The organism is Desulfonatronum parangueonense, assembly GCF_054656975.1.
Map to the genome: position 1 here is coordinate 631,026 of NZ_BAAHXH010000003.1, position 23,247 is coordinate 654,272.

Consider the following 23,247-nt stretch of genomic DNA (forward strand, 5'->3'; position numbering starts at 1 on the left):
AACAGGGGGAACAAAAAAATGAATGAAGTTGTCGTACGCAGCGGGTTCTGGTTTTTGGCCGGAGTGGTGGCTGGGGCAGCCGGAGTCGGATTGATGGCCCGTCAGGACAGTTCATTGCGGGGGGCCGTGGTGGGAACCCTGGCCCATGGAATGACCGCGAGGGATAAAGTGCTCTCCTCCGTGGCCAGGGCCAAGGAAAACGTGGAGGACATGGTCGCCGAGGCAAAGCATACGCAGTCCTCCGCGCTGGAATCGTCGGAGCAGAGCAAGTAGCCGGTTTCTGATCCGTCATCATCCCGTCACATCTTTCATTGTATGTAACAACTCAGCTCCATGTTCATGATGATTGACCACGAAGAGCACGAAGGGCACGAAGTATGGGTTGCTATTGCGGATAATTGTAATGAATGCGCAGTGCGACATCAGGTGTTTTGTTTCCTGTTTTCCTCCGTGCTCTTCGTGGTCTTCGTGGTGAAAAAACAACATTAAATCAAAAAAACAAGTCTGCATTAGAATTTGCGAATAGTTACCATTGTATTTCTAAAAGTCCTTGTCCGGCAGGCCGTGCTCCCAATTGCCACACCGCTGCAAGCGGGCGTTTCCTGGCGGATTGTTAAACCTGATCTTCAGGTGGGTTGCCATGTACAGACCTCCCAAGCGTTTTCTCACTTATCTTGTCCATGCCGTGCCGGGGCGGATGCGCCTGCGTCTGGATCACCTTCCGGATGAGGCGGACGTATCCCTGATTCACCAGGTACTGTCCAACCTTCAGGCGGTCCGGGAGGTGCGAATTTCTCCTCGCACCGGAAGCATTCTGATCACCCATGATCCGGCGATCTCCAAGGAGGAGATCCTGGGCCGGCTGCAGGGGCCGGCCGGATTGCGGCAGATGCTCGCGCCCCGGGAAGGGGATCGGATCTGGATGACGGTGTCTCCCGCCATTCCGGCGTGGGCGGGAACAGGCATGATCAAACCGAAACGGGTTTCCGCTGCGGAGGTCTCTTTTTCCTCGGCCGCCACGGTCCGGCGGCACGGGGCTCTTGCGGAGCGCCTGGCGGACCTGTTCACGTCCTTGCCGCGGATAATGTCCCTTCTGGTCAGGGGGGTGGGCTTTTTGTTCCGGGGCAAGCGAAACTTCCACTTCCGGAGCGTTGCGTTAACGGGACTTTCCCTGTCTGTCCGGCTTCTGGGAGGCGGAGAGGGCGGGACCTTGCCGTCCCGTCTCGCAAAGCCATGGTCCGGCGCTCGCTTCCGGGAACAGTTCTCCGACAGGCTGCTCCAGGCGGCGTTCCCTGCTCCGGCAGTGCAGCGAGTCGGTGCCCTGCCAGGGGCCGAGGCAGCCCGGATTCATGAGCTGTCCACACAGTTCAAGGCCTGTCTTCAAGCCAGGGCCGAAGCGCTTTCCGGCGCAAGCTTGCCGGTAAATCTGGGATTGCGTCTGCTGACCTTTTATTTGACGCGTAATGTGGGTAGGATGGTTTCCACGCTGCTGGAGGACCGTTGCCGCTTTGTCCAATCCTCGCATTCGGCCGGATTTGGATCATCTGCAGGGACCGCGCCCGTCCTGCCTGGTTCTCGCCTCGAGAAACATGAGCAGAAGGAAGCCCGTATGCCGGGCAAGATTGGGGCCCCGGCCAACGCTTCCCCGCGTAGCCGGACGACCACCGCCCCAAGCGGCCAGGCACGTAGGAAGGCGAAGAATGTCACAGATATCCTGGTTTTACCCAATTTCCAGTACATTACGGCAGCGAATTCAGGTGAAGAAACTGTCCGCTGGGAGAAGCATGGCGCAATCGGGACCATCTCGGTCCGGAACATGGTTCCGGCGCTCAATCCTGCATGAAGCCGGTGCAGAGCCGCGGCTGGACAATTACTCAGAACCGGAAAACTTCTGAATCATCATGAATTTTCACGATCTCGCGGCGTTGCGCCGCTACCTGACGGTCAAGCACCACATCCCCGGACGGATCCGGGTGACCTTCGATCCCGCCCTGGCGTTCCGGCCGGAAATCCGGAAGCTGGCCCAGGAACGTCCTGATATTCCCGAAGGCGTGACCAACGTCCGGGTCAATATCCTGGCAACATCCGTGATCATCGAGTACGACCCCGGGCGAATCAAACCGCGACTGTTGGACGACCTGATCAACGCCGATGACAAGAAGGCCGCGGACATTCTGCGCGAGCTGCACGACGCCCTCGGCATGTGACGCAGCTTCTCCATCGAGGCGGCCAAGGCACGACAATTATTTGAATATGGCAGTCAATTTCAGAGTCAATCTTTGTGGTGTTTCGTTTCGTAACTGCTCAAAATCTTGCGGCAATCAACGGGGGGTAAACCTGGGAGCACCGCACCCCAGTGCGGCCAGCGGTGTAACGCACTCAGCGCTAGGTTCCGGCTGGAGCTTGGCCCAGTAGCTGGGTTACGAAGCTCCACGCAACGAGGGATCCCCCTGCAAACGAAACCTCTCGCCCGTTCTTTTTGAGCTGTTACTTCTTTTCTGCCAATGCACTCACTTTTCACCGACCATTATCTGGAAGAATATGCATACAGGTCTTGTACACGAGGAACTCAACAAGAGCATCACGGAACTGCATCAAAAGCTGGATGGGCAGAATGAACTGCTGTCCCGGTTGATGGAACTGCAAGCGAAAATCGATAATGGCAGTCAGAATTCTTTTCCAGGCAATCCAAGGCGGGAGCAGCGCCTGATGCAGGCGTTGCACGAGGCGGTCGCGGTTCTGGAGGAGAGTCGGCGAAGCTTTCGCTCCAGGCAGCTTGAGAATCTGCGCAAGCGGCTGACCCAGGTCCTGCTTGAGGCGGACCTGAAAGAATCTGACGGACAGCAAGTCACAGGAGGTCGATGATGTACGGAGCCCATGCCATAAATATCGAAATCGACTGCGATGAATTGCGCATCAGGCCCAGCGGCGAGTTCAACCGGGCTGCCGCGCGCGAATTGATGGAGGTTCTCCGGGCTGAAGAAGCAGGCTGGCAGCGCGTGGTGATCGACACCGCTGAAATGGGGCGGGTTCACGTCATGGCCCGCGACCTGTTCTGGGACGGCCTGAAGAATCTGCCTCGCCTCGATCAGCGGCTGGTCTTCACAGGGGCCATGGGACGGGCCATGTCGCGTCGCCGGAATCTGCCCGTCGTCAGCGTCGGATCGTCTCCGTGGGAGTCCGGCGATGCCGCCTGATGCCGGAACGCCGCCGCGTGGTCGGACTTGGGTTGGCAATCGCCTGACCATTTTGTGCGAATGCTCGGAAGTGAGAACCCTGTAGTACGTGCGAAGGAGTTGAATCATGATGACCAGGATTGGCGCGTTGATGCGCAAAGGATGGCCCGGTTTCTCTAGGAAGGAAATGGAAGTGAAGATCGGGGCTGGATCCGGGGAATCTTCCATACGCGTTGGCGGAGGCGCCACTCCGGCATCATCGCTGCAGGCGGAGTCCGGCGTGCGGACCAGGGAAGACTGCCTGGCAGCGCCACCGATGATGGTCTGGCCTGCCGAGGCCTGCCGGGCGGTGCGGGAACTGAAGATTCAGCTGGAGGAGTTGGAAATTGCCAACGACTTTCTGCACGGCCGGCTGGCTGATGAGCTGTTGAACCGACAGCTGGTCAGCATGAGCGATATCCTGGAAAGCGTTCGGGAAGATTACGCGGATGTCTGCCGTGCCAAAGGGCTGACCGTGACGGTGAACATCTCCTCCTCGGTGCCTGCGCGCATGTTCGGCGACCCGGAAAGGCTGCGACGGATTCTGACGCATCTGGTGGACAATGCCGTTCGTTTCTCCGATCAGGGCCAGATCAGGGTAGAGGTCGACACCATGCCCCATCCGGATTCCGGCACCGTCCGCCTCAGCCTGACTGTGTTCGATACCGGGCAGAGCCCGACGAGGCAACAATCCTCCTGCGAAACGGAACCGTCCGGGGCAGCGGAAGGCGACCAGACAATACAGGGACGAGGTCTCGCGCTGGCCGTGGTCCGGAAGCTGATCGGTTTGATGGACGGACAAATGCGGATCCAAAGTCTTGATGGGGCTTACACGTCCGTCAACTGCTCGGTGAATCTGAAGCGGTCAGCGGGGAAAGGGACGGTAAAACGTGAGTTGTAGAGCGACGCATAAAATATGGTCTTGATAACTATTTTCAAAATTGTTGACAGCGGTGGTTCAATACGATAAACAGACTCATCTTTTGATTCACGGATCGTTCTACGGGCTTCGGACGCACATGCGGCCGCGGAGCAAGTGAGGGCGGGACGACGGACAGTGAGCGACGGGCAATAGCCCCGCGCCCTCCGTGGTTCCGCCCTTTGTTGTGGGCCATGCAGGTTTCCTCGGCACGCAGAGGCAAGGCATCCATATGGAATTATGTAGGATGTAGAGACAAGGCATGCCTTGTCTCTACGGATTGAAACGTAATGCACCGTAATGCGGCGTAATCCGAGGAACCGGGGAGAGGGTTAGGAAACACCCTAAGATTCAACATGAGGTAATTGGGCAATGGGAACAAGTTCCGTGTGAGAACAGGTCCAGCTCATTTATGATATTGAAAGTCAGATTTAATGTTAGGTTGTACAAGGAGAAAACTATGTGCGCAACGTTGATCGGCGGAATGGACCGCCTGAAGTCGAATTATCTGCGAACGGCAAAACAGGCCGGAGTGAATCTGAAAATTTTTACAGGCAAGGAAAACTCCATCTCCGCGCAGTTGCGGGAGAGCGAAATGATCATCATTTTTACCAACAAGGTTTCCCACCAGGCCCGGAACGAAGCCGTGAACATCGCCAGGAATAGAAAGATTCCCGTGCACATGCTCCATTCCTGCGGCGTTTCCAGCCTGAAGAAATGTCTCGAGGGCGTGGCCTGATCTGGGTTTCGAGGCGAAGTTGTCAACGACATCCTTGTTTTGGCCATGTTTTTGTAACTACTCAGCACATCATCCCTATGGTCATAAACCCGGACTGGATTCCGGCGTTCTCCGGAATGACTTCTCGCAGCAAGCCGTTTCCACGTCAGTCATGCCGGCGAACGCCGGTATCCAGGTCTTCCTGGGATTTTGCTGAATCGTTCAAATAATCTGCGTTAATCTGCGTAATCTGCGGTTTCATTTTTTCACCAACATTCAAGGAGGATACAATATGGGCAAGGTGCTGATCGTTTACGGCTCCACCACCGGCAATACGGAGCATGTGGCTGAGGTGACGGGCAGGGTGCTGGAAAAAATGGGCCACGAGGTCACCGTGAAAAACGTCGTGGATACCAAAATCGAGGAACTGGGCAACGGGGTGGATCTGACTCTGCTGGGCGCCTCTACCTGGGGCGAGGAGGAAATCGAGTTCCAGGAGGATTTCGAGCCCTTCTACGAGGAGATGGACAATGCCCGGCTGGCGGGAAAGAAAGTGGCCCTCTTCGGCTGCGGAGATTCCAGCTACGAACACTTCTGCGGCGCGGTGGTCCTGTTGCGCCAGAAAGTGGAAGCCCTGGGAGCAAACCTGGTCAACGAACCGCTCCTCATCGACGGCGACCCGTCGGTCGCACGAAGTGACATCGAAGAGTGGGCTGAGGAGGTTGGAAAAAAAGTGTGAGGAAGAAGGGTAAGAGAGAACGAAAAATACAGCGGCATTGCCGCAAGGGCTATTCCTTTCGTAACAGGAGGCGATGCTCTGTTTCCCATCCTTTGCACCCTCAGTCAAATTTGTTGAGCCGGCAGAGAGCAATCCTTCCGGAGGTCGTGGCAATCATCAAGGAGATCCGAACATGACGCATGAACAACTGGCATCGTTTCGTCACAGCCTGGACGAACTTCTTACGGAAATCACGGTCAACGTGGACAGGATCAACCTTTCCCTGCGGGATGTCGTCCCGCAGTGCGCGGATGCCAATGATCGCGCGACGCTGGAGGCCGAACGGAGGATGCTCCTCCTGCAGGCGGACCGGGAACGTCGTCTGAAGCGGGAAATCCACTTGGCCTTTCACCGGATCAATTGTGGTGATTATGGATATTGTGAAGGTTGCGGCGAACTCATCGACATACGCCGCCTGCAAGTTCACCCCGCAGCCAGGGTGTGCGTGCAATGCATGCGCGAGATCGAACAGGCCGCGGAAGCGGATTGGGCCGGAACCGGCGCGAGTTTCGGTGGGGTGTGGACGTGATGGGGGCTGGGAAGGGCTGAAGGATGAGACCTGAAACCTGAAGAGGGGGAAGAGGTTTGGCCTGAGTCCTGATGGGAAATGCTGGGATGCTGGGATGCTGGGATGCTGGTCCCGGTTCAATTTGCTTCGCGTGCCTTCGGCATTTCACGGGGTAAAGATGCTGTGACGCCGAAAATTATTGACAAGGTCTGAATAAGTAACCAATCTGTTGTCTCCAAATCAGGAGATAACAAGGAGATATTTATGGCATACTTGCAGGTCAAAGACTTGAAAAAAACGCGAGAATTGTGGGGGCGGCTGGAGCGGGACCGTGAGCTTGTTATCACGAAGGATGGGCAGCCCAGGGCGATCATGATCAGCGTGGAGCCTGATGACCTGGAGAGCTCCCTGAGCGAGATCCGACGGGCTCTTTTTTCAGCAGCAGTAGGGCGTGTTCGCAGGCGGGCCGAGACGCTGCCTTTGGCTGATGAGGACATCGCCCAGGCCATTGAGGAAAGCCGTCGAGACCGGCGATGATCGCGGTCATGGACACCAATGTTCTTGTTTCCGGCATGATCAATCCACATGGCCCCCCTGGCCGCCTTGTGGATTTGCTTCGTTCTGGGAGATTGCGTGTTGCTGTTGATGACCGGATTCTGGCGGAATATGTTGACGTTTTGCACCGGCCACGGCTTTCTCGCTACTTTGTATCTTCGGATCTTTCACAGATACTTGATTATCTGCACAGCGGCAGCATGCATGTGCTGGTCCGGCGGCATATCAGAGATCTGCCGGATCAGAGTGATGCGCCGTTTCTGGAAGTGGCTCTGGCCGCGAAGGTTCCTTTGATCACAGGAAATATTCGGCACTATCCAGATGTGTGGTTTCAAGAATGCGCCATTCTTGCGCCAGCAGATTTTCTGGATAAATTGGTTGATGCATGAATAAAGATGCGGGGATGAAAAGAGAGGGCGGGGGGATGAGACCTGAGACCTGAGACCTGAGACCTGAGGGGGGAGGCGTTATCCCGTTCGGCGTTGTTTGTTCTTTGTTGTTGTGATTCACAGCTTTCTGGCTCAACGAAGAGCGAAGAACGCGAAGAAACCCTACAGGGAGGGGTGTGGATGAGATGAAAGGGCTTATATTGAGCCTACTTGTAAAAAACCTCGCGTAGATGCCCCACCAAAACGACCAGGATCAGGATTTGTTCATCCTGGATTTCGCACAATATCCGATAGTCTCCGGCGCGGTAGCGCCATAGGCCGGAAAAACGCGTGCCTTTAAGGGGTTCTCCCGTGTCACGAGGATTTTCCAAGTTGGAGATTCTTTCGCGCATGAATTCCAGAACCCGTTTTTCAGCCTCTTTTCCCAAGCGTGCAAGTTTCTTCGCGGCCTCGGGGGTGAATTCAATCTTCCACGGCAAGACGTCGCTCCAGTTCATCTAAGGAAATTGTCTTTTCCCCGCTCGCCCGGAATTTTTCCAGTGCGGATTCGGCGAGATAGACGTCCTCAATGTCATCAAGATAACGATTCAGGGCTTCACGCACGTAAAAACTTTTGGGCCTGTTGGTGGCTTCGGCAAGAACGTTCAGTCGGGATTCTATTTCTCCCGGGAGCCGGACGGTGAGCATGTGAATGACCTCCTTTGCAATACATGTGTTATCTGTATTACATGAAGTCAAGGGAGCATTGGAGATTACCAAGCTTATTCGTAACTACTCAGCCGAGGTCTGGCTTGCCTTGATATTACGGCCCCGCAAACTCCTTCGCCGGCTTCGTAACATTGAACCATTGTGTGAATAAACAACATTTGGTGCTCCAACCGCCCGGCAAATGGTTCGATGAACGAATCCTGGCTCATTCAGACATGCGGAACGCAAAACCAAGGCAAGCTCACGCCGCCCTCGCTGATAGAGGCCGCTGGCGAGCTGGCGCAGTTGGCGGGGCTGGATGCTGTGTTCGCCGAAGCACGGCGCCATTTTGGCAATACGTCCATTGCCTTAGCAGGGATGTCCCACATTTCAGCCGTGAAGAGAAAATGGATTTGATTTTCATTCATATTGACGTAAAGAAGATGATGCTGTAAATCACCCGTCCATTGGACAGGGACCCTTACGGTCTTTCGGATTATCGAATCGCGAAGAAAGTGAAGGCGTAACTGGAGAGAAGGAGCGCGCCCAGGGAGGAGCGCTCCATGCCTACGGGCATGTTCTCCTGGTACGCTTTTTTTTTGTGGATCCGGGCGAGGGGTCGCACATCCGGGCCTTAAGGACATCTTGTTCCATGGACTGTGGTTGTCGGGAGTCAACGTGTGGCCTGATTCATGTAACAGCTAACCAAAGGTGATTGTATGAAAGTATTGTCTGTTTGTTCACTGCTTCTTGCCTTGTTGATTGTGCCCGGAGGCGTTTTCGCCGCGCATCCGCTGATTACGGACGACGCGGGGACTTTCGGGAAAGGGGTTGCGAATGTGGAGTTCAACCTGGAGTACGAGCACGACAAGTCGGACGGAATAACCACGAGTGCGACGGAGCTGTCGACGGTCCTCTCCTATGGGATCACGGACGCGGTGGATCTGATGTTCACCATCCCCTATCTTTACGTGAGTGTGAAGGAGCCGGACGGAAAGTTCACGGAAGACGGCCTGTCGGATGTCGGCGTGGAGGTGAAGTGGAGACTGTTTGAAAAGAACGGTCTGGGCTTTGCCGTGAAACCCGGGGTGACGCTGCCCACCGGCGACGAAGAGCGCGGGCTCGGTACCGGCAAGGTCACGTACAGCATGTTTTTGATCGGCACGAAGGAAATTGAACCATTGGCCTTCCACGCCAACCTTGGCTACGTGCGCAACGAAAACAAGGTGGATGAACGCAAAGACATCTGGCATGCCTCGGTTGCCGCGGAGTATCAGGTTCTGGATCAACTCGCCCTGGTGGCGAACATCGGCATGGACAGGAATCTGGCTTTCGAATCGAACACGCCGCCGGCTTTCCTGCTGGGCGGGTTGATCTTCAGCCTGACGGAACGGGTGGTTCTGGATTTCGGCGTGAAACTCGGCCTCAACGACCCGGCTCCGGACTATGCGATCCTGGCTGGGCTGAATGTTTCGTTCTAGCATGTCTTGAAGAAGACAAATGAGGGATTCCTCACCAAGAGACAGCGAAAAAATGAGATCAATTGCGGGAGACGTGTATCCTGATTCCGGTCTCGCATGCCTGACTGGCAGGATCTCCTTTCAAGCCTAGTCCACCACGGACCTCGTCTGTATCCGCGTTTGGACTGCAAAAAAAAGATGAATGGGGCACTTATTGGGTGCTCCATTCCATTTACCGCCCCACTGCCATGACCTCGGATTTGGGAGGTTGTGCAGACACAGATCCAGAGTGGTAAATTGTGAAAGTTTATAAGAACCATAACCAAAGGTATAAGACAAACATGAACCTAGAACTCGATTCATCTTCCAAGCCGCACAATCTGCTCCACCGGCGGGGATTTCTCAAGCTTTGCGCAACTGTGGCCGCCATGATCGGCGTGCCGGCCGTCCAGGTCGCCGAAGCCTTGAGCAGCGACAACCGGCCTCCGGTCATCTATCTCAATTTCGCTGGATGCACAGGCTGCACTGAAGCCATTCTGCGTACCCAGGATCCGGATTTCACCACTCTGATCATGGACGTGTTGAACATCGTCTACATGGAGCCTTTGATGGCCGCCAGCGGCGAGGAGAGCGAGGCCCTGCTGCAGAGCGCGGTCCAGCAGCATCGAGGGAATTTCATTTGCGTGGTCGAGGGAGCGATTCCCGCCGGCCATTTTGGATTCATCGGCAGTCACACCTTTCTGGAAGTGGCCCAGGATATTCTGCCCAAGGCAAAGTATGTGGTCGCGTTTGGCACCTGCGCGGCCTACGGGGGATTGCCGGCAGCGGGCGTCAATCCCACCGGTGCCAGGGGCGTGCAGGCGGCCACGGGCGTGAACACCATCAACCTGACCGGCTGCCCTCCGCATCCGGCCAATCTGGTCGCCCTGATCGCCGGATTTCTGATCAACAACAAGCTGCCCTCATTTCGCTCCTCGTCGGACAGACGCCCTGTATTCTGCCACGGCCAGACAGTGCATTCGCAATGCACCACGGACAATGGTTGTCTATTGGGATACAAATGCATTGGACCACAGTCCTTCAACAATTGTCCTTCCCAGCCATACAACGAGGAATCGTATTGCATTCGGGCCGGTCACATGTGCATCGGCTGCAGCGAATCCGGTTTCTGGGACAGGAACGCACCGTTCTACACCCCTGAGTGGCCCAAGGCGTTCGCCATCTATCGAGGTAAGATCGGCGACCATATCACGCCGGAAAATGCCGGTTGCTTCGTGACCTGTCACAAGCACAACAAAAAGCCGAACATCTTCCAGGACAACCTTGTTAAGGAGACGGAACGCTATTTCCAGGAAAAAATGCACAACAGACATAATGTGGACTTGATTCAGGCCAGGACCAAGGTCGGCGACAAGACATGCGGAGCCTGCCATGTACAACCTGATGGATTCGGGAGCAGGTAAGACATATGAGCATCATCTGGGAAAATCAAAATGTTGGCATAACGGCGGACTCCACTGCGGAAAACAGGATCAGGCTATCCAGCAGACCTTCCTCAAATGTGGACGTAATGGTTGCCAGGGCCAGCGGCGCTTCGTCCATCACGGTCGTCAATGGTGAAAATTTGCGATTCACGCGAGGTAATTGGTCAAATTGGCAGACAGTGACGATTTCCGCCGGGCCTGACGCTGGAGGTCAACAAGCGACAATGCGGGCTGCGGCCCAAGGACTTCCCAACGCCGATTTCTCCGTCCAGGTCGAACAACAGACGCAACAGGTTTCCGTTGTCCTGCAATCTTCGACGGTGAACATTTTACCTGGAGGCACGGCCGAAGTGCTGGTCAAGCTTTCCGATGCTCCGTCCCAGGGAGTGACCGTGAATGTGGTCAAAACAGGAGGGGGCTCGGGAGTCCAGATCGTTTCCGGGGCATCTTTGACCTTTACATCCGGGAATTGGGACAGCTGGCAGGTGGTGAGCCTTTCGGCGGATCCCGGTGCGGGAGGCACGCAGGCAGCCTTTGAGGTCAATGGCAATGGCGTTGTCGGCGCTGGCTTCACCGTCCAGGTCGAACAGCAAGTGGTACAGCTTTCGGTTGTGCTTCAGTCTGACTCGGTATCGATTTCCCCGGGCAGCATGGCCAATGTTCAGGTCAGGCTTTCCGGCGCACCAATTCAGAATGTGACAGTGAACGTGGTCAAGACAGGCGGTTCGACGGGCATCCACATCGCCTCTGGAGCTGTATTGATTTTTACACCCACGAACTGGAGCAACTGGCAGAACGTGAGCCTTTCCGCCGATCCCGGCGCGGGAGGCGCGCAGGCAACTTTCGAAGTCAGTGGTGGCGGGGTAGTTCCGGCCACATTTACGGCTCTGGTTTCCGCGGCAACCATAAATTCGGTGGTCATCGACCCGGTGACCCGCATAGAAGGCCGGTTACGGGTCCAGTTGGAAATGAACGGGAACACGGTCGTCAAGGCCTGGTCCACGGCAGCCTTATTCCGGGGCATTGAGCAGCTCCTGGTGGGCCGTGATCCGCGGGATGCGCCGTTGATAACCCAGCGGGTCTGCGGCGTTTGCACCTATGTCCATGGCGAGTGCAGCATTCAAGCCCTGGAAAATTCCGCGAACAACGTGATTCCCGAGAATGCTCGCCTGGTGCGCAACCTGCTGCTCGGCGCCCAGTTCTTGCACGACCACATTGTTCATTTCTATCACCTGCAGGGATTGGACTGGATCGACGTGCACAAGGCACTGCTGGCCAGTCCCAGCGCCACCCAGTCCCTGGCCCAAAGTCGGACTCCGGCGGCGCGGCCCATCGATTACGCCGCCGTGCAAAGTCGACTCCAGACCATGATGAACACTGGCAACCACGGCCTATTCGCCGGAGGGCACTTCGGCCATCCGGGATACAAGTTGAGCCCGGAGGAGAACCTTCTGCTCGTGGGCCATTATCTGGAAGCCCTGAAGGTCCAGGTCAACGCAGCCAGAATGATGGCCGTCCTGGGAGGCAAGAATCCGCACCCTGCGGCAATGGTGCCCGGCGGAATGACCTGCGGAGGCGAGCTGTTCAATGGTCGGCTGGCGGATTTCAACCGGCATCTGGTCGACGTGCGGGACTTCGTGAGGACCATCCTCATGCCGGACGCGGAACTGCTGGCTGAACGACATTCCGAGTACGCTCTTTTCGGCGGCAGTCCAAGGCATTTGGTATTTGGTGGATTTCCCCTGTCGGCCAATCTTCCGGCGGACTATTACCTGCCGCAGGGCATCGCGTTGCTGAGCGGAAACAGTATTGGCTATCAATCAGTGGACATGACCAAAATCACCGAGGACGTCAGTCGGGCCTGGTATTCGAGCCAAACCGCGCATCCTTCCACGGGCGCCACGTCGCCCAGCTATGACAGGCTGAATCTTGAGCAGCGCTATACCTGGTCCAAGGCTCCGCGATACAACGGGATGACCATGGAAGTGGGTCCTTTATCCCGGGTCCTGGTGGCCATGGCCGCGCAACACGAGGCGATGAACAGCACAATGGGGCCAGTTATGAACCGGTTAAACTGGGATTTCGCCAAGCTCAATTCCATCATGGGCAGGATCGTGGCCAGAGTCGTGGAGTCGCAGGTCATAGCCAATATCATGGGCAACTGGTCCTCGCGCCTGGCCTCGAACATCTCCGGGGGCAACCTGGACATCTTCAGGAACGTGGACCTGCCCAAAGCTGCTTCCGGCGTCGGCCTGGGCGAGGCGCCGCGAGGCAGCCTGGGCCACTGGCTCCGGATCGGGGACGACGGAAGGATCGCCAACTATCAGATGGTGGTGCCGTCCACCTGGAACTTCGGCCCCAGGGACGCTCAGAATCAACCGGGGCCTGTTGAGAAGTGCCTGGAAGGATTGGTGGTCGTGGACAATGCCAAACCCCTGGAGGTCATGCGGTTGATTCATTCCTTCGATCCCTGCATTGCCTGCGCGGTGCACTGCATCGAACTGCGTAACGTCCAGACGGAAACAAGCTGCATCATTCAAGCACATACAGCGTGATCGTTGAGGCCGTACCCACTTCGCCGGTATGGCTTACAACATGCAATGGTCCCATATCACCTGTCATTCCGGTGGAATCCGGGATGACAGGTGATTTCCATATTACTCAACAGCCCTATCTAAGGCTGCCGCCGTCCACGACAATCCACTTCAGGATTGACATCCACAAAAGATATCAATATTGAAAACCGAATTCAATGAAGAAAGGTTTCAAAGCAGGTCACCCTCACGTAATCCTCGTGCAGTCCGGGAACGGGCAACGACTATGCTTGAGTGATTTTGGACAGCTACGGAAGCGGCCAACAATTTTTTAGATTTTGAATGTAATGTTCATTTTCTTTTAGTGTGTAGCACTTTCATATTGCAATTCATCCGCAATGGCGGGGGATCAGTAGCAAGGGCAACCTATCGGACGCCCGGTAGTGTTGTGAGAAAATACGTTCTTGATCGGCAACGTGCTGTTTGAGCGAGTTTTATGAAAACGATCATTGGAATCAGAGGCAAGCCCGTTTGGCGAAAAACAATCCATCTTCACGCACTATACCAGGACAGAGAATGATGATGATCAGAAACAACAATCCTACCAGGTTCTCCAGAGCCTGGCTTGCGGCGCTCGGATGGTGTCTGCTTCTGCCGCTCTGGACCTCCTCTCTTATCGCCTCGGACCAGGTGTCCCGGGTGATCGAGACGGAACAGGGAATCCTGCGTCAAGGCCAGGAATCCCAGACGCGCATCGACGCCATGGCCGATGAGACCCTGAAGCTGGTGCATGAATACCGGAATCTGATGCGCGAGCAGGAGAATCTGGCCGTGTACAACGACAACCTGGAGGAAATGATCCGTTCCCAGGAGGCGGAAAAAGATTCGCTGAAACGCCAGATCGAGGAGATCAAGGTCACCCAGCGGGAGATCGTGCCCCTGATGCTGCGCATGGTGGACGGTCTGGAGGGATTTGTGGCCGCTGATCTGCCGTTTCTGCTGGAGGAGCGTCTGGCCAGGGTGGAGGGGCTGCGGGCCCTGATGCGCCGGGCGGACGTGGACGTTCCGGAGAAGTTCCGTCAGATCATGCATGCCTATCAGACCGAGGCCGACTATGGACGAACCATTGAGGCCTATCAGGGCGAACTGGTCACGGATAACGGGATTGAGCGCAGCGTAGAATTCCTGCGCATCGGTCGCCTTGTCCTGGCCTACCAGACCCTGGACCGGGGAGAGAGCGGTTTCTGGGACGCCCGGAACCAGGCGTGGACGCCGCTGGAAACGCGCCACAACCAGTCCATTCGCCAGGGGTTGCGCATCGCGGCCCGGCAGACCGCGCCGGAACTGATTCAGGTTCCGGTCATGGTGTCCGAACCTGTGGCGCCTGGATTTTCCCTGATCACCGAACTCGAAGAGAGCGAGGTCGGGATCGTGTCCGAATCCGAATCTGAAGACGGGGACGGTGAACATCCGGAAACAGCGTCCGGAACAGATGTGGAGGTTGCGTCATGAACCGTATTCCCTTCTTGATGATTGTCATACTGTCCTTGGCCCTGCTTCTGGGGCCGGCCATTCCCAGCCCTGTCTTTGCCCAGTCCGCCACCGGCCTGGACGCTCTTCTGGAGCAGATCCGTCAGCGGGCCAAGGCCGAAGAGCAGGTCAACCAGGAACGCGAACGGGAATTCAGGGCCGACAGGGATGCGGCCCGCGGCCGGGTCGCCAGAGCCCGTGAGCAAGTCCGGGCGGAAGAGAAGCGGCAGGAGGGCCTGCTCGCGACCTATGAAATCAATGAGACGACTCTTGCGGAACTGGAGGCGGTTTTGCGCGAGGAGCAGGGCGGCCTGGGCGAGATGTTCGGGGTGGTCCGTCAGAGCGCCGGGGACGTGCACGCCCAGTTTCTGAGTTCCCTGGCCATGGCCGATCGGCCCCGGGATCTGGCTTTTGTGCGTGAATTGGCCGACAGCCGCGGTCTGCCCTCCATGACCGAGTTGGAAGGATTCTGGATGCTGCTTATGGAAGAGATGATCGGTTCGGCCCGGGTGGAGCACTTTCCCAGTGAGGTGGTTTCTCCCGACGGAACGCGGCGGGACCAGGACGTACTTCGTATCGGAGCGTTCACTGCCGTGGCCGACGGTCTTTATCTGAGCCATGTCCAGGGGCGTAACCAGTTCCTGGAACTGCCCCGCCAGCCCCAATCCAGTCAACTGCGTCTGGCCGCGGAACTGGAAGCCGCGTCGCCGGGAAGCGTTGGCCTCTTTGCCCTGGATCCCTCCCGGGGAGCCATCCTGGCCCATCTGGTCCAGTCTCCCACCCTCATCGAGCGGATCAAGCAGGGCCGCGAGATCGGCGTGATCATTCTCGGGCTGGGCCTGCTCGGGCTGACGATTTTTCTTGTCCGCTTCTCCGTGCTCACGGCCATCGGTCGCCGCGTCGGTCGGCAGCTGCGTAGCGGGGAGCCTCAGGACGACAATCCTCTCGGCCGAATCATGCTCCAGGCCCAGGCCAACACCCAGTCCGATCCCGAAACCCTGGAGATTCGCCTGGACGAGGCCGTGTTGCGGGAAACACCGCGTCTGGAGCGGGGCCTGACGACCATCAAGATCCTGGCCGCGGTGGCGCCGCTGCTGGGCCTTTTGGGCACGGTGGTGGGCATGATCGAGACCTTTCAGGCCATTACCCTGTTCGGCACCGGTGACCCGCAGCTCATGGCCGGCGGGATCTCCCAGGCCCTGGTGACCACGGCGCTCGGACTTTCCGTGGCCATCCCCCTGTTGTTCCTGCACAGCCTCGTCGCGGCCAAGAGCCGGAGTTTGACGATGATTCTGGAGGAGCAGGGCGCGGGATTGCTGGCGGAGCACATTCAGCGGGTCCGAACAGTCTGATCCGGATGTACGCCCCATGACCGAACAATTCCTCAACCTGAATCGATTCATGGACACCGGCGGTCCGGTTCTTTGGATCATTCTCCTGGTGGCCGTGGTGCTGTGGACTCTGCTCCTGGAACGATACTGGTATCATTGGCGGATCTTTCCCCGGGATTTCGCGATCCTGCGTGACGTTTGGCAGGGGAGGGCATGTCGCGACCGGGCACTCCGGGACATGCAGTTGCGCCGGGACGTGGGCGAGCTGCGGATGCGCCTGAACGGCTCGCTGTTCCTGGTCCGGACGTTGATCGCGGTCTGTCCGCTGCTGGGGCTGCTGGGTACGGTCACCGGGATGATTCATGTCTTCGACGTTCTGGGCTACAGCGGCACGGGCAACCCCAGGGCCATGGCCTCGGGAGTGACCATGGCCACCATTCCCACAATGGCCGGCCTGGTGGTGGCCTTGTCCGGTTTCGTGTTCAGCATCCGCCTGCAACGCGGCAGCCGGACCAAGACCCAATGGGCCGCGGACGAGCTGCTCCGCGCCGCGCATTGCTCCTTCCCACCTTCAACCTTCAACCCACAACCCCAATCCCTATGCGACGCAGACGACGATACGACGAGCCGGAAGGCGCCCAGATCGACATGACCTCCATGATGGACGTGGTTTTCATCATGCTCATTTTTTTCATCGTGACCACTTCCTTCGTCAAGGAGGCCGGGATCGAGGTGAACCGTCCCACCGCGGCCACGGCCGAGCGACAGGAACGGGGCAACATCATGATCGCGGTGTCCGATGCCGGGGCGGTCTGGATTGATGGTCGGCAAGTGGACGTGCGGGCCGTGCGGGCCAACGTGGAGCGACTGCGGGCCGAAAACCCGGAAAGCGCTGTGGTCATCCAGGCTGATGAGTCGTCGCGCACCGGCGTCCTGATCCAGGTCATGGACCAGGTCCGGCAGGCCGGAGTACTCGATGTGGCCGTGGCCGCGGAGCGGCCATGAGCACGCTCAGCCTGGGAAGTCCCGGCTCTCCAGGCCCGCTTTCCGGACCCGGATCGTCCCTGGTCCGTCACGGCGTCTGTCTGGCTCTGGGAGTCGCTGCTGCTCTGGGATTGTTCCTGCTGATGCAGGGCATGATCAGCCGGGGAGAGATGGATCATCAGCTCCAGCGCCGGGTTCCGTTGCCCAATTTCATTCGCATGGACCAGCCCGATGAGATTGTCCGGCAACGGCAGCGGGAGGAGCCCAAGCCCCTGGAAAAACCCGAACCTCTGCCCAGGATGGAGGCCATGAGTACCCCCAAGCCTCCAAACCCCCAGACCCCGACCATTGATCCCAACATGCCGGACATTCGCCCGGATCTGGCCCTGGCCGGCCTGCCCATGGCCGCGGCCATGACGGGAGTAACTTCGGCAGCGGACGATGGCCCGGTCCACTACACCCAGTCCCTGACTCCGGTCAGTCAGATTCCGCCGCGTTATCCCCGGCGGGCGCAGTTGGACGGGATTTCCGGCTGGGTGCGCCTGGAGTTCATCGTGAACCCGGATGGTTCGGTGGGCGAGGTCACGGTGGTGGAGGCCAATCCCCGGCGGGGCATCTTTGATCAGGAAGCCGTGCGGGCTTTGAGTCGATGGCGCTTTCAGCCCCAGACCCGGGACGGAGTGGCCGTCCCGGCCCTGGCCACGATTGTCATCAATTTCACCCTGGAGAACTGAGCATGTATCCGTCGACACCTTCTCGTCGTTCGGCATTGGGTTGGTTACGCGTACGTTCCGCGATGTGTCTGGCACTGTTGCTGTGGGTTTTTCTGGCGATCACGGCGACGCCGGCTTCCGGTCGGCCCACGATCCCTCACGACGCCCATCAGCAGCTCAGCGCGGCCCAGGAACTGTTGCAAAATCAAAAATGGACGGAAGCCGAGGCGCACCTGGACCGGTTTGTCAAGGAATTCAAGGATGAACCATACGCCCAGGCCCTGGGTTGGCAGATGCTCGGCTACCTGTTTCATGAAACCGGCCGTCACGGCCGGGCCCTGGAAGCCTTTGATCTGGTCCTGGCCGCGGATGGTCTGGATGCCGAGCTGCGGCAACAGGTTCTGTACAATTCGGCCCAGTTGCTGGTGCAGGCCAACCGCCCGGCCGAGGCCGTCAGCCGGATCGAAACCTGGATGAAGCAGGCCGGCCCTCTCGTGCCGGAGCAGCGGGTCCGGGTGGCCTGGATCTATTATGGCGCGCAACGCTACAAGGCGGCCATCGAGCATCTGGAGGTCGCCATTCGAGAGACAGGCGCTCCGGAGATTGCCTGGATCGAGATGCTCGTGGCGGCCTTGCACCATGATGAACAGTATCAGGCCCTGACCCGCTGGCTGCCCAGGCTCATCGCCCGCAATCCCCAGGACAACAGGCCCTGGCTGCAACTGGCCGGAGCGTACCTGCAGCTGAACGAACAACGCCGGGCCGCCGGCGTGCTGTCCGCGGGGCATTACCAGGGCGTTTTCAAGACTTCCGAGGACGTGGTGCGGCTGGCCCAGATGTACGTTCAGGCCGGTGTACCGCACAAGGCCGGCCGGCTTCTGGAGCAGGCCATGGAGAGCGGACGCGTCCCGTCCAGTGTGGAGCATCAGGAATTGCTCGCCAATGCCTGGCTGCATGCCCGGGAGACGCGCCGTGCCGCCCATGTGCTGGGCCGAAAGGCGAATGGGAGCGGCGATTGTGAAATCCATTTTCGTGCCGGTCGTTTGCTGATGCAGGTGGAGGACTGGGGTGCGGCCAAGGAACATCTGGAGCCCGCGGCCCAGGGGCGGTGCGGCCGCGTCCGGGCCGAGGCACTGATGTTCCTGGGCATGGCCGCATATCACGAGGGCCGGTTGTGCCAGGCCCGCGATGCCTTCACTCAGGCTCGGGAAATACCCGAGCAGCGCCGGCAGGCTGAGTTTTGGCTGGAGGTGCTGCGTCGTGCCGGATAACGGCAAAGGCGCAGGAATAACGTAAACAGAAAAAGATTGGAGGTTGGTTAATGCGATTTGGATTGAAGTTCGGCACCGTCCTGTTTTCGGCGTTGTGCCTCGGGGCGCCGGCTTATGCGGCGGAGAGCAGGCAGGCCACGGAAGTTGACGAGTACGTCGTCACGGGAACCCGTACCCGGCACACCCTGCAGGACGTGCCCGTGGAAACGCAGGTCATTACCCGGCATGACATTGAACGGATGCCGTCGAAAAACATTCTCGACGTCCTGAACACCGTTCCGGGCATCAACATGACCATGCTGGACGACGCCATCGGCTCGGACAATCTGCGGTCCACCATGCGCGGCCTGCAGTTCAACGAAGGCTACGGCCTGATCCTCATCGACGGGCAGCGCGTCCACGGCGAACTTGGCGCACATGGGGATTACGGGATCAGCATGAACCAGATCCCGCTGAGCATGATTGAGCGCATCGAAGTCGTCAAGGGCGCGGCTTCGGCCCTTTACGGTTCCGACGCTCTGGCCGGAGTGATCAACATCATCACCCGCAAGACGCCCAGGGAGTTCACCACCCACGCCAGTACCGGCTACAGCCGGTATGAGGTGACCGACCGCCAGGGCGTTTCAGCAAATCGATCCTCCCGCGACACCTATCGCGCCAATGTCGGACTGGGCGGTCCGGTTCTGGCAGATTCGGGTTACTACCTGCACTACAGTTATGAGCAGGACGAAGGTGTTGCCTTTGATCCGGCCAAAACCTTTCGCCATTCCGTGATGGGACGCTGGCAGACAGCGATCACCGATGCGCTCCGCGTGGATCTGGGCGCGAATTACGGACAGGCGCGCCGGGAACTGGATCGCCCCGAGGCGGACTACGACCGCGAGTATGACACCTATCGTTTCTCCGGGGGGCTCAACTACCAGTTCGGGCAGAACCGCAATCATGAAATGACCCTCAGCGGATACACCTACTGGCAGGATTTCATCAATGGATATCCGGGCTTCCAGCATGGTTTTCGCGACGGAACCATTGGCTACGACCAGGCCGAACTGGTGTACAACTGGTATGCGGACTGGAACATCCTGACAGTCGGCGCATCCACCCAGCGCCAGCACATGGATTATTTTTCCATCAACTATCAGCGCGACGGCGGTTTGTCCCGGATCACGGTGGATGAAAACATCACCGTCAACAGCATTTTCGTTCAGGACGAGCTGATGCTTTTCGACCACCGCTTGACTCTGGTTCCCGGCGTGCGTCTGGAAGATCATTCCACTTTCGGCACGGAAATCAATCCGAAATTCAGCGCCATGGTCAGGGCCACACCGTCAACGACCCTGCGCGGATCCGTGGGGCGCGGGTTCAAATCGCCCACCATCCGCCAGTTGTATTACGTCGGCCTGTTGCGGCACAACGAGTACTATATCCGCTCAAATCCGGATTTGAATCCTGAAACCGCATGGACCTACTCCCTGAACCTGGAACAGGGGCTTCTGAATGACCGTCTGACCGTCAACCTGGGGTACTTTCTCAACGATGTGAAAGACATGGTTGTCCGGGACGGCACCGGGGAATTCGCAGTGGACGGTCTGCCCATTGAAAGCTTCATCAATGTAGAGAAGGCCCGGGTTCAGGGCGGAGAATTCTCGGCGCGTTTGACGCTGCTCGACTCGCTCTTCATCAATGCCGGTTTTACCTACACCGAGTCGGAGAACCGTGATACAGGCAAGGATCTGCCCTTTGTGCCCAAGTACACGGCCTCTTTGGCCCCAACCTACGTCTTCCAGCCCTGGGACCTGGGCGCCAGCGTGATTCTGACCTACGTCGGCAAGCAGTACCGCAACACCGCCAATACCCAGGAAGTCGGCGAGCATGGCGTCGTGGACGCCCGGATCTGGAAGAACTTCTCGGAAATGTTCCGGATCTCGCTGGATGCCAAGAACATCACCAATTCCGACCGGGGCGACAGTGACTTCTCGCACCGCATGGGCCGCAGCATCGGCCTGAACCTGGAATTGCAGTTCTAGCGTCCGCGTAAAGGAGAATAAATTTCTGATGCAAAATTCCTTTTGCATCAGGCAGTCTTTCGTGAAGGATGGCTGGCAGTTTAGTAATCCTGCATCTTGCAGGAAGTTCATGTAATTGCACAAGAAGTGCGGCAAGTATGAGTTGGATGTCCACTTCTTGTCTGCACGAGGACAGGCTATGCAGACATAGCGAGCCTGGGAAGGGCACCCGAGAAGTCATTCCCGCGAAGGCGGGAATCCAGTTTCGTGCTTCAGACTTCGTCCGACCTTGGAGCAGTTACAAATACGTGAGACGGTAACTGCTCAATAAGGCAGGGCAACCAACCACCGCGGATCCGTGCTGCCTGGATACCGGCCTGCGCCGGTATGACGGAGTGGAGTACCTCGAAAGCGAGTTCTCTCGGTCGTCACCCCGGCGCAGGCCGGGGTCCAGGTGTTTTTTCTATGGTTCACTGCCCGGAGTTATTGAGTAGTTACGTGAGACGAAGGTTTCGCCTTCTGGGCTTTTTGCAATAACTTCAAAAAGGAAAATATCATGAGCAGAAAATTCATCATGTTGCCGATACTCGCAGCGGCGGTACTGGTCTTGCTGCCGGTTCTGGCCCAGGCGCACTATCCCTGGATCAACATGCAACGATACCAGGCCCTGCCAAACAGCCCCGTGAACCTGACCATCGGCTGGGGCCATGCCTTTCCGTACGACGAGTTCCTGAAGCAGGATCGAGTCGAGGAATTGTATATCCTGGCCCCTGGCGGAACAAAGATCGAAATCGAGGCAAAGTCTGACCTGGAGTTCGCTTCGGTAAGGCCCTTGCGGACGGGATCGTATCTGGTCGTCGGTCAGCCCAAGTCCGGATACAGAACACGGACGACCACAGGGTATGCCCGCGGATCAAAAGCCGGGCTTGACAACGCCATCAGTTGCTCGATTTCATTCAACGGCATGAAATCAATCCTCAATGTCGGCGATGCCGATGGAAATGTGGACACTGTTGTCGGGCACCCGCTGGAGATCGTCCCCCTTGTGAACCCGGCGACCTTGAAAGTCAACGACTACCTGCCCATCCGCGTCATGTTGAATGGGGAACCCTACGATGGGTTCTTTTATGCAACATATGCCGGTTTTTCAACAGAAGAGGACGTCTTCGCCTACACGGCACGAACAAACGCCAACGGAGAAGGCAGATTGCGCATCCTCAGCCAGGGAATCTGGCTGATCTACGTCGAACAGGAAGGGCCGTACCCTGACGCGGATGTTTGCGATACAAGGACATTCCGCGGAGTGCTGACCTTCCAAGTGGATTAGCAGGCAGAAAACCTACATGAGGGCCTGTCCAAACAGGCCCTCATCAATTTTTCCAAGGGTTTATAAAGGCTACTCCCATCGGCTCGAAGTCATGCACATTACGGGTCACGACTGTCATGCCGTAGGCTATTGCTGTTGCTGCGATAAAGGCATCCCGCACAGGTCGGGGATTTGGCACATGCAGCTTGGCGCTGCACCGGGAAATTTGCGTATCTATTGGAAGAATACGATGCCTGAAGACCGGAAGAACCTTGTCTTCATACCATAAGCGCAAAATTTTTCCTTTCTCCGGATCACGTCGTTCAGCAAGCATAACCCCTATTTCCAGCTCTTGAACTGATATTACGGAGAGATACAGATCACTGCTGGCCACTCCCTCGGCCCAGCGAATAACTCCTGGATTAGCCTTGCCCTGGCGGGTTTTTCTCAACTCGGAGACAACGTTGGTATCCAGGAGGTACATTATTGGAAGTCCGCCATTTGAGGAAGGTCAGTCATCCTGGGTATCTCCAGGTCAATATTTTCAGATCCGGGCATACTCAACAGGTCTGCAATGTTTTTCCCCTGTCTGGTCAATCTGCGATATTCCTCAATGCTCAGCAGCACATGGCACGGTTTCCCCCGGTCTGTAATGAAAACTGGACCATTCTGGGCTGCTTTTTTGGCCTGGCTGGCATGCTGGTTGAATTCTCGGCTGCTCATTGTTTTACTCATGGCCATTCTCCTTGCGGATGTGTTTGTAGTCACATTACTACAAAGTTGTGTCACTGCCAAGACATGTCATTGAGTTATGCCCATATCTGACAATCAACCATCAACCAACCAGCTTGACCAGACC

The 23,247-nt window shown here is 57.4% G+C and carries 27 protein-coding genes; 23 read left to right on the forward strand and 4 right to left on the reverse strand.

Going from position 1 to position 23,247, the window contains the following annotated elements; genetic code table 11:
• Positions 1-18 precede the first annotated feature (18 nt).
• From ACYQ15_RS03290 to ACYQ15_RS03340, 11 genes are all read left to right on the forward strand, one after another.
• Entirely contained in the window at positions 19-273 is a 255-nt protein-coding gene (locus tag ACYQ15_RS03290; RefSeq protein ID WP_459936099.1) for a DUF6110 family protein, read from the forward strand.
• 367 nt (positions 274-640) lie between these two features.
• Complete coding sequence (locus ACYQ15_RS03295) at positions 641-1,843, forward strand: hypothetical protein (RefSeq protein WP_459936100.1); 1,203 nt, start codon at positions 641-643, stop codon at positions 1,841-1,843.
• Between the two features lie 58 nt (positions 1,844-1,901).
• Positions 1,902-2,207 (forward strand): HMA2 domain-containing protein, encoded by a 306-nt coding sequence (locus ACYQ15_RS03300; RefSeq protein WP_459936101.1) that lies wholly within the window; start codon positions 1,902-1,904, stop codon positions 2,205-2,207.
• A 334-nt stretch (positions 2,208-2,541) separates the two neighbouring features.
• Positions 2,542-2,865 carry a hypothetical protein gene (locus ACYQ15_RS03305; RefSeq protein ID WP_459936102.1) on the forward strand — a complete coding sequence of 108 codons (324 nt, stop codon included), beginning with the start codon at positions 2,542-2,544 and terminating at the stop codon, positions 2,863-2,865.
• On the forward strand, positions 2,862-3,197 hold the full coding sequence (locus ACYQ15_RS03310) for a hypothetical protein (protein WP_459936103.1): 336 nt from the start codon (positions 2,862-2,864) through the stop codon (positions 3,195-3,197). The genes ACYQ15_RS03305 and ACYQ15_RS03310 overlap by 4 nt, the downstream gene beginning before the upstream one ends.
• A gap of 106 nt (positions 3,198-3,303) precedes the next feature.
• Positions 3,304-4,116 carry a sensor histidine kinase gene (locus ACYQ15_RS03315; protein ID WP_459936104.1) on the forward strand — a complete coding sequence of 271 codons (813 nt, stop codon included), beginning with the start codon at positions 3,304-3,306 and terminating at the stop codon, positions 4,114-4,116.
• A gap of 478 nt (positions 4,117-4,594) precedes the next feature.
• Complete coding sequence (locus ACYQ15_RS03320; RefSeq protein ID WP_459936105.1) at positions 4,595-4,873, forward strand: DUF2325 domain-containing protein; 279 nt, start codon at positions 4,595-4,597, stop codon at positions 4,871-4,873.
• Positions 4,874-5,144: 271 nt separating this feature from the next.
• Positions 5,145-5,591, forward strand: a complete 447-nt coding sequence (locus ACYQ15_RS03325) for a flavodoxin (RefSeq protein ID WP_459936106.1) — start codon at positions 5,145-5,147, stop codon at positions 5,589-5,591.
• Between the two features lie 172 nt (positions 5,592-5,763).
• Positions 5,764-6,159 carry a TraR/DksA family transcriptional regulator gene (locus tag ACYQ15_RS03330; RefSeq protein ID WP_459936107.1) on the forward strand — a complete coding sequence of 132 codons (396 nt, stop codon included), beginning with the start codon at positions 5,764-5,766 and terminating at the stop codon, positions 6,157-6,159.
• A 243-nt stretch (positions 6,160-6,402) separates the two neighbouring features.
• A complete protein-coding gene (locus ACYQ15_RS03335; protein ID WP_459936108.1) occupies positions 6,403-6,675 on the forward strand; it encodes a hypothetical protein in 273 nt (90 codons plus the stop codon).
• Positions 6,672-7,082 (forward strand): putative toxin-antitoxin system toxin component, PIN family, encoded by a 411-nt coding sequence (locus ACYQ15_RS03340; protein WP_459936109.1) that lies wholly within the window; start codon positions 6,672-6,674, stop codon positions 7,080-7,082. The genes ACYQ15_RS03335 and ACYQ15_RS03340 overlap by 4 nt, the downstream gene beginning before the upstream one ends.
• Positions 7,083-7,288: 206 nt before the next feature.
• Here the strand turns inward: ACYQ15_RS03340 and ACYQ15_RS03345 are convergent, their stop codons facing one another.
• Together ACYQ15_RS03345 and relB are read right to left on the reverse strand one after the other, a co-directional pair.
• Positions 7,289-7,561 (reverse strand): type II toxin-antitoxin system RelE family toxin, encoded by a 273-nt coding sequence (locus tag ACYQ15_RS03345; protein WP_459936110.1) that lies wholly within the window; start codon positions 7,559-7,561, stop codon positions 7,289-7,291.
• Positions 7,545-7,769, reverse strand: coding sequence for a type II toxin-antitoxin system RelB family antitoxin (gene relB / locus ACYQ15_RS03350; protein WP_459936111.1), 225 nt, complete (start codon positions 7,767-7,769; stop codon positions 7,545-7,547). The genes ACYQ15_RS03345 and relB overlap by 17 nt, the downstream gene beginning before the upstream one ends.
• 210 nt (positions 7,770-7,979) lie before the next feature.
• Between relB and ACYQ15_RS03355 the strand changes: the two genes are divergently transcribed.
• The 12 genes from ACYQ15_RS03355 (at position 7,980) to ACYQ15_RS03410 (ending at position 22,409) form a co-directional block, all read left to right on the forward strand.
• Positions 7,980-8,186 (forward strand): hypothetical protein, encoded by a 207-nt coding sequence (locus ACYQ15_RS03355; protein ID WP_459936112.1) that lies wholly within the window; start codon positions 7,980-7,982, stop codon positions 8,184-8,186.
• A 302-nt stretch (positions 8,187-8,488) separates the two neighbouring features.
• Positions 8,489-9,250 carry a transporter gene (locus ACYQ15_RS03360; RefSeq protein WP_459936113.1) on the forward strand — a complete coding sequence of 254 codons (762 nt, stop codon included), beginning with the start codon at positions 8,489-8,491 and terminating at the stop codon, positions 9,248-9,250.
• Between the two features lie 320 nt (positions 9,251-9,570).
• Positions 9,571-10,692, forward strand: a complete 1,122-nt coding sequence (locus tag ACYQ15_RS03365) for a hydrogenase small subunit (RefSeq protein WP_459936114.1) — start codon at positions 9,571-9,573, stop codon at positions 10,690-10,692.
• A 245-nt stretch (positions 10,693-10,937) separates the two neighbouring features.
• Positions 10,938-13,268, forward strand: a complete 2,331-nt coding sequence (locus ACYQ15_RS03370) for a nickel-dependent hydrogenase large subunit (RefSeq protein ID WP_459936115.1) — start codon at positions 10,938-10,940, stop codon at positions 13,266-13,268.
• A 555-nt stretch (positions 13,269-13,823) separates the two neighbouring features.
• A complete protein-coding gene (locus ACYQ15_RS03375; RefSeq protein WP_459936116.1) occupies positions 13,824-14,759 on the forward strand; it encodes a DUF3450 domain-containing protein in 936 nt (311 codons plus the stop codon).
• Positions 14,756-16,129 carry a MotA/TolQ/ExbB proton channel family protein gene (locus ACYQ15_RS03380; protein ID WP_459936117.1) on the forward strand — a complete coding sequence of 458 codons (1,374 nt, stop codon included), beginning with the start codon at positions 14,756-14,758 and terminating at the stop codon, positions 16,127-16,129. Before ACYQ15_RS03375 ends, ACYQ15_RS03380 begins: the two co-directional genes overlap by 4 nt.
• Before the next feature lie 16 nt (positions 16,130-16,145).
• Positions 16,146-16,760: a MotA/TolQ/ExbB proton channel family protein gene (locus ACYQ15_RS03385; protein WP_459936118.1), complete on the forward strand. Its 615-nt coding sequence runs from the start codon at positions 16,146-16,148 to the stop codon at positions 16,758-16,760.
• Positions 16,757-17,113 (forward strand): ExbD/TolR family protein, encoded by a 357-nt coding sequence (locus ACYQ15_RS03390; RefSeq protein WP_459936119.1) that lies wholly within the window; start codon positions 16,757-16,759, stop codon positions 17,111-17,113. The genes ACYQ15_RS03385 and ACYQ15_RS03390 overlap by 4 nt, the downstream gene beginning before the upstream one ends.
• Complete coding sequence (locus ACYQ15_RS03395; protein WP_459936120.1) at positions 17,110-17,826, forward strand: energy transducer TonB; 717 nt, start codon at positions 17,110-17,112, stop codon at positions 17,824-17,826. The genes ACYQ15_RS03390 and ACYQ15_RS03395 overlap by 4 nt, the downstream gene beginning before the upstream one ends.
• A gap of 2 nt (positions 17,827-17,828) precedes the next feature.
• A complete protein-coding gene (locus tag ACYQ15_RS03400) occupies positions 17,829-19,076 on the forward strand; it encodes a tetratricopeptide repeat protein (protein WP_459936121.1) in 1,248 nt (415 codons plus the stop codon).
• Positions 19,077-19,126: 50 nt separating this feature from the next.
• Positions 19,127-21,103, forward strand: a complete 1,977-nt coding sequence (locus ACYQ15_RS03405; protein ID WP_459936122.1) for a TonB-dependent receptor plug domain-containing protein — start codon at positions 19,127-19,129, stop codon at positions 21,101-21,103.
• Positions 21,104-21,638: 535 nt separating this feature from the next.
• Complete coding sequence (locus ACYQ15_RS03410) at positions 21,639-22,409, forward strand: DUF4198 domain-containing protein (RefSeq protein WP_459936123.1); 771 nt, start codon at positions 21,639-21,641, stop codon at positions 22,407-22,409.
• Positions 22,410-22,452: 43 nt separating this feature from the next.
• On the opposite strand, the gene ACYQ15_RS03415 is transcribed toward ACYQ15_RS03410, so the two are convergent.
• A complete protein-coding gene (locus ACYQ15_RS03415; RefSeq protein WP_459936124.1) occupies positions 22,453-22,872 on the reverse strand; it encodes a type II toxin-antitoxin system VapC family toxin in 420 nt (139 codons plus the stop codon).
• Entirely contained in the window at positions 22,872-23,123 is a 252-nt protein-coding gene (locus ACYQ15_RS03420; RefSeq protein WP_459936125.1) for a type II toxin-antitoxin system Phd/YefM family antitoxin, read from the reverse strand. Before ACYQ15_RS03420 ends, ACYQ15_RS03415 begins: the two co-directional genes overlap by 1 nt.
• Between the last annotated feature and the right edge of the window lie 124 nt (positions 23,124-23,247).

Bases quoted from the DNA above. Each gene is read 5' to 3' on its own strand.
- ACYQ15_RS03290 (WP_459936099.1), top strand. From the start codon at position 19: ATGAATGAAGTTGTCGTACGCAGCGGGTTCTGGTTTTTGGCCGGAGTG.
- ACYQ15_RS03295 (WP_459936100.1), top strand. From the start codon at position 641: ATGTACAGACCTCCCAAGCGTTTTCTCACTTATCTTGTCCATGCCGTG.
- ACYQ15_RS03300 (WP_459936101.1), top strand. From the start codon at position 1,902: ATGAATTTTCACGATCTCGCGGCGTTGCGCCGCTACCTGACGGTCAAG.
- ACYQ15_RS03305 (WP_459936102.1), top strand. From the start codon at position 2,542: ATGCATACAGGTCTTGTACACGAGGAACTCAACAAGAGCATCACGGAA.
- ACYQ15_RS03310 (WP_459936103.1), top strand. From the start codon at position 2,862: ATGATGTACGGAGCCCATGCCATAAATATCGAAATCGACTGCGATGAA.
- ACYQ15_RS03315 (WP_459936104.1), top strand. From the start codon at position 3,304: ATGATGACCAGGATTGGCGCGTTGATGCGCAAAGGATGGCCCGGTTTC.
- ACYQ15_RS03320 (WP_459936105.1), top strand. From the start codon at position 4,595: ATGTGCGCAACGTTGATCGGCGGAATGGACCGCCTGAAGTCGAATTAT.
- ACYQ15_RS03325 (WP_459936106.1), top strand. From the start codon at position 5,145: ATGGGCAAGGTGCTGATCGTTTACGGCTCCACCACCGGCAATACGGAG.
- ACYQ15_RS03330 (WP_459936107.1), top strand. From the start codon at position 5,764: ATGACGCATGAACAACTGGCATCGTTTCGTCACAGCCTGGACGAACTT.
- ACYQ15_RS03335 (WP_459936108.1), top strand. From the start codon at position 6,403: ATGGCATACTTGCAGGTCAAAGACTTGAAAAAAACGCGAGAATTGTGG.
- ACYQ15_RS03340 (WP_459936109.1), top strand. From the start codon at position 6,672: ATGATCGCGGTCATGGACACCAATGTTCTTGTTTCCGGCATGATCAAT.
- relB (WP_459936111.1), bottom strand. From the start codon at position 7,769: ATGCTCACCGTCCGGCTCCCGGGAGAAATAGAATCCCGACTGAACGTT.
- ACYQ15_RS03355 (WP_459936112.1), top strand. From the start codon at position 7,980: ATGAACGAATCCTGGCTCATTCAGACATGCGGAACGCAAAACCAAGGC.
- ACYQ15_RS03360 (WP_459936113.1), top strand. From the start codon at position 8,489: ATGAAAGTATTGTCTGTTTGTTCACTGCTTCTTGCCTTGTTGATTGTG.
- ACYQ15_RS03365 (WP_459936114.1), top strand. From the start codon at position 9,571: ATGAACCTAGAACTCGATTCATCTTCCAAGCCGCACAATCTGCTCCAC.
- ACYQ15_RS03370 (WP_459936115.1), top strand. From the start codon at position 10,938: ATGCGGGCTGCGGCCCAAGGACTTCCCAACGCCGATTTCTCCGTCCAG.
- ACYQ15_RS03375 (WP_459936116.1), top strand. From the start codon at position 13,824: ATGATGATGATCAGAAACAACAATCCTACCAGGTTCTCCAGAGCCTGG.
- ACYQ15_RS03380 (WP_459936117.1), top strand. From the start codon at position 14,756: ATGAACCGTATTCCCTTCTTGATGATTGTCATACTGTCCTTGGCCCTG.
- ACYQ15_RS03385 (WP_459936118.1), top strand. From the start codon at position 16,146: ATGACCGAACAATTCCTCAACCTGAATCGATTCATGGACACCGGCGGT.
- ACYQ15_RS03390 (WP_459936119.1), top strand. From the start codon at position 16,757: ATGACCTCCATGATGGACGTGGTTTTCATCATGCTCATTTTTTTCATC.
- ACYQ15_RS03395 (WP_459936120.1), top strand. From the start codon at position 17,110: ATGAGCACGCTCAGCCTGGGAAGTCCCGGCTCTCCAGGCCCGCTTTCC.
- ACYQ15_RS03400 (WP_459936121.1), top strand. From the start codon at position 17,829: ATGTATCCGTCGACACCTTCTCGTCGTTCGGCATTGGGTTGGTTACGC.
- ACYQ15_RS03405 (WP_459936122.1), top strand. From the start codon at position 19,127: ATGCGATTTGGATTGAAGTTCGGCACCGTCCTGTTTTCGGCGTTGTGC.
- ACYQ15_RS03410 (WP_459936123.1), top strand. From the start codon at position 21,639: ATGAGCAGAAAATTCATCATGTTGCCGATACTCGCAGCGGCGGTACTG.
- ACYQ15_RS03415 (WP_459936124.1), bottom strand. From the start codon at position 22,872: ATGTACCTCCTGGATACCAACGTTGTCTCCGAGTTGAGAAAAACCCGC.
- ACYQ15_RS03420 (WP_459936125.1), bottom strand. From the start codon at position 23,123: ATGAGTAAAACAATGAGCAGCCGAGAATTCAACCAGCATGCCAGCCAG.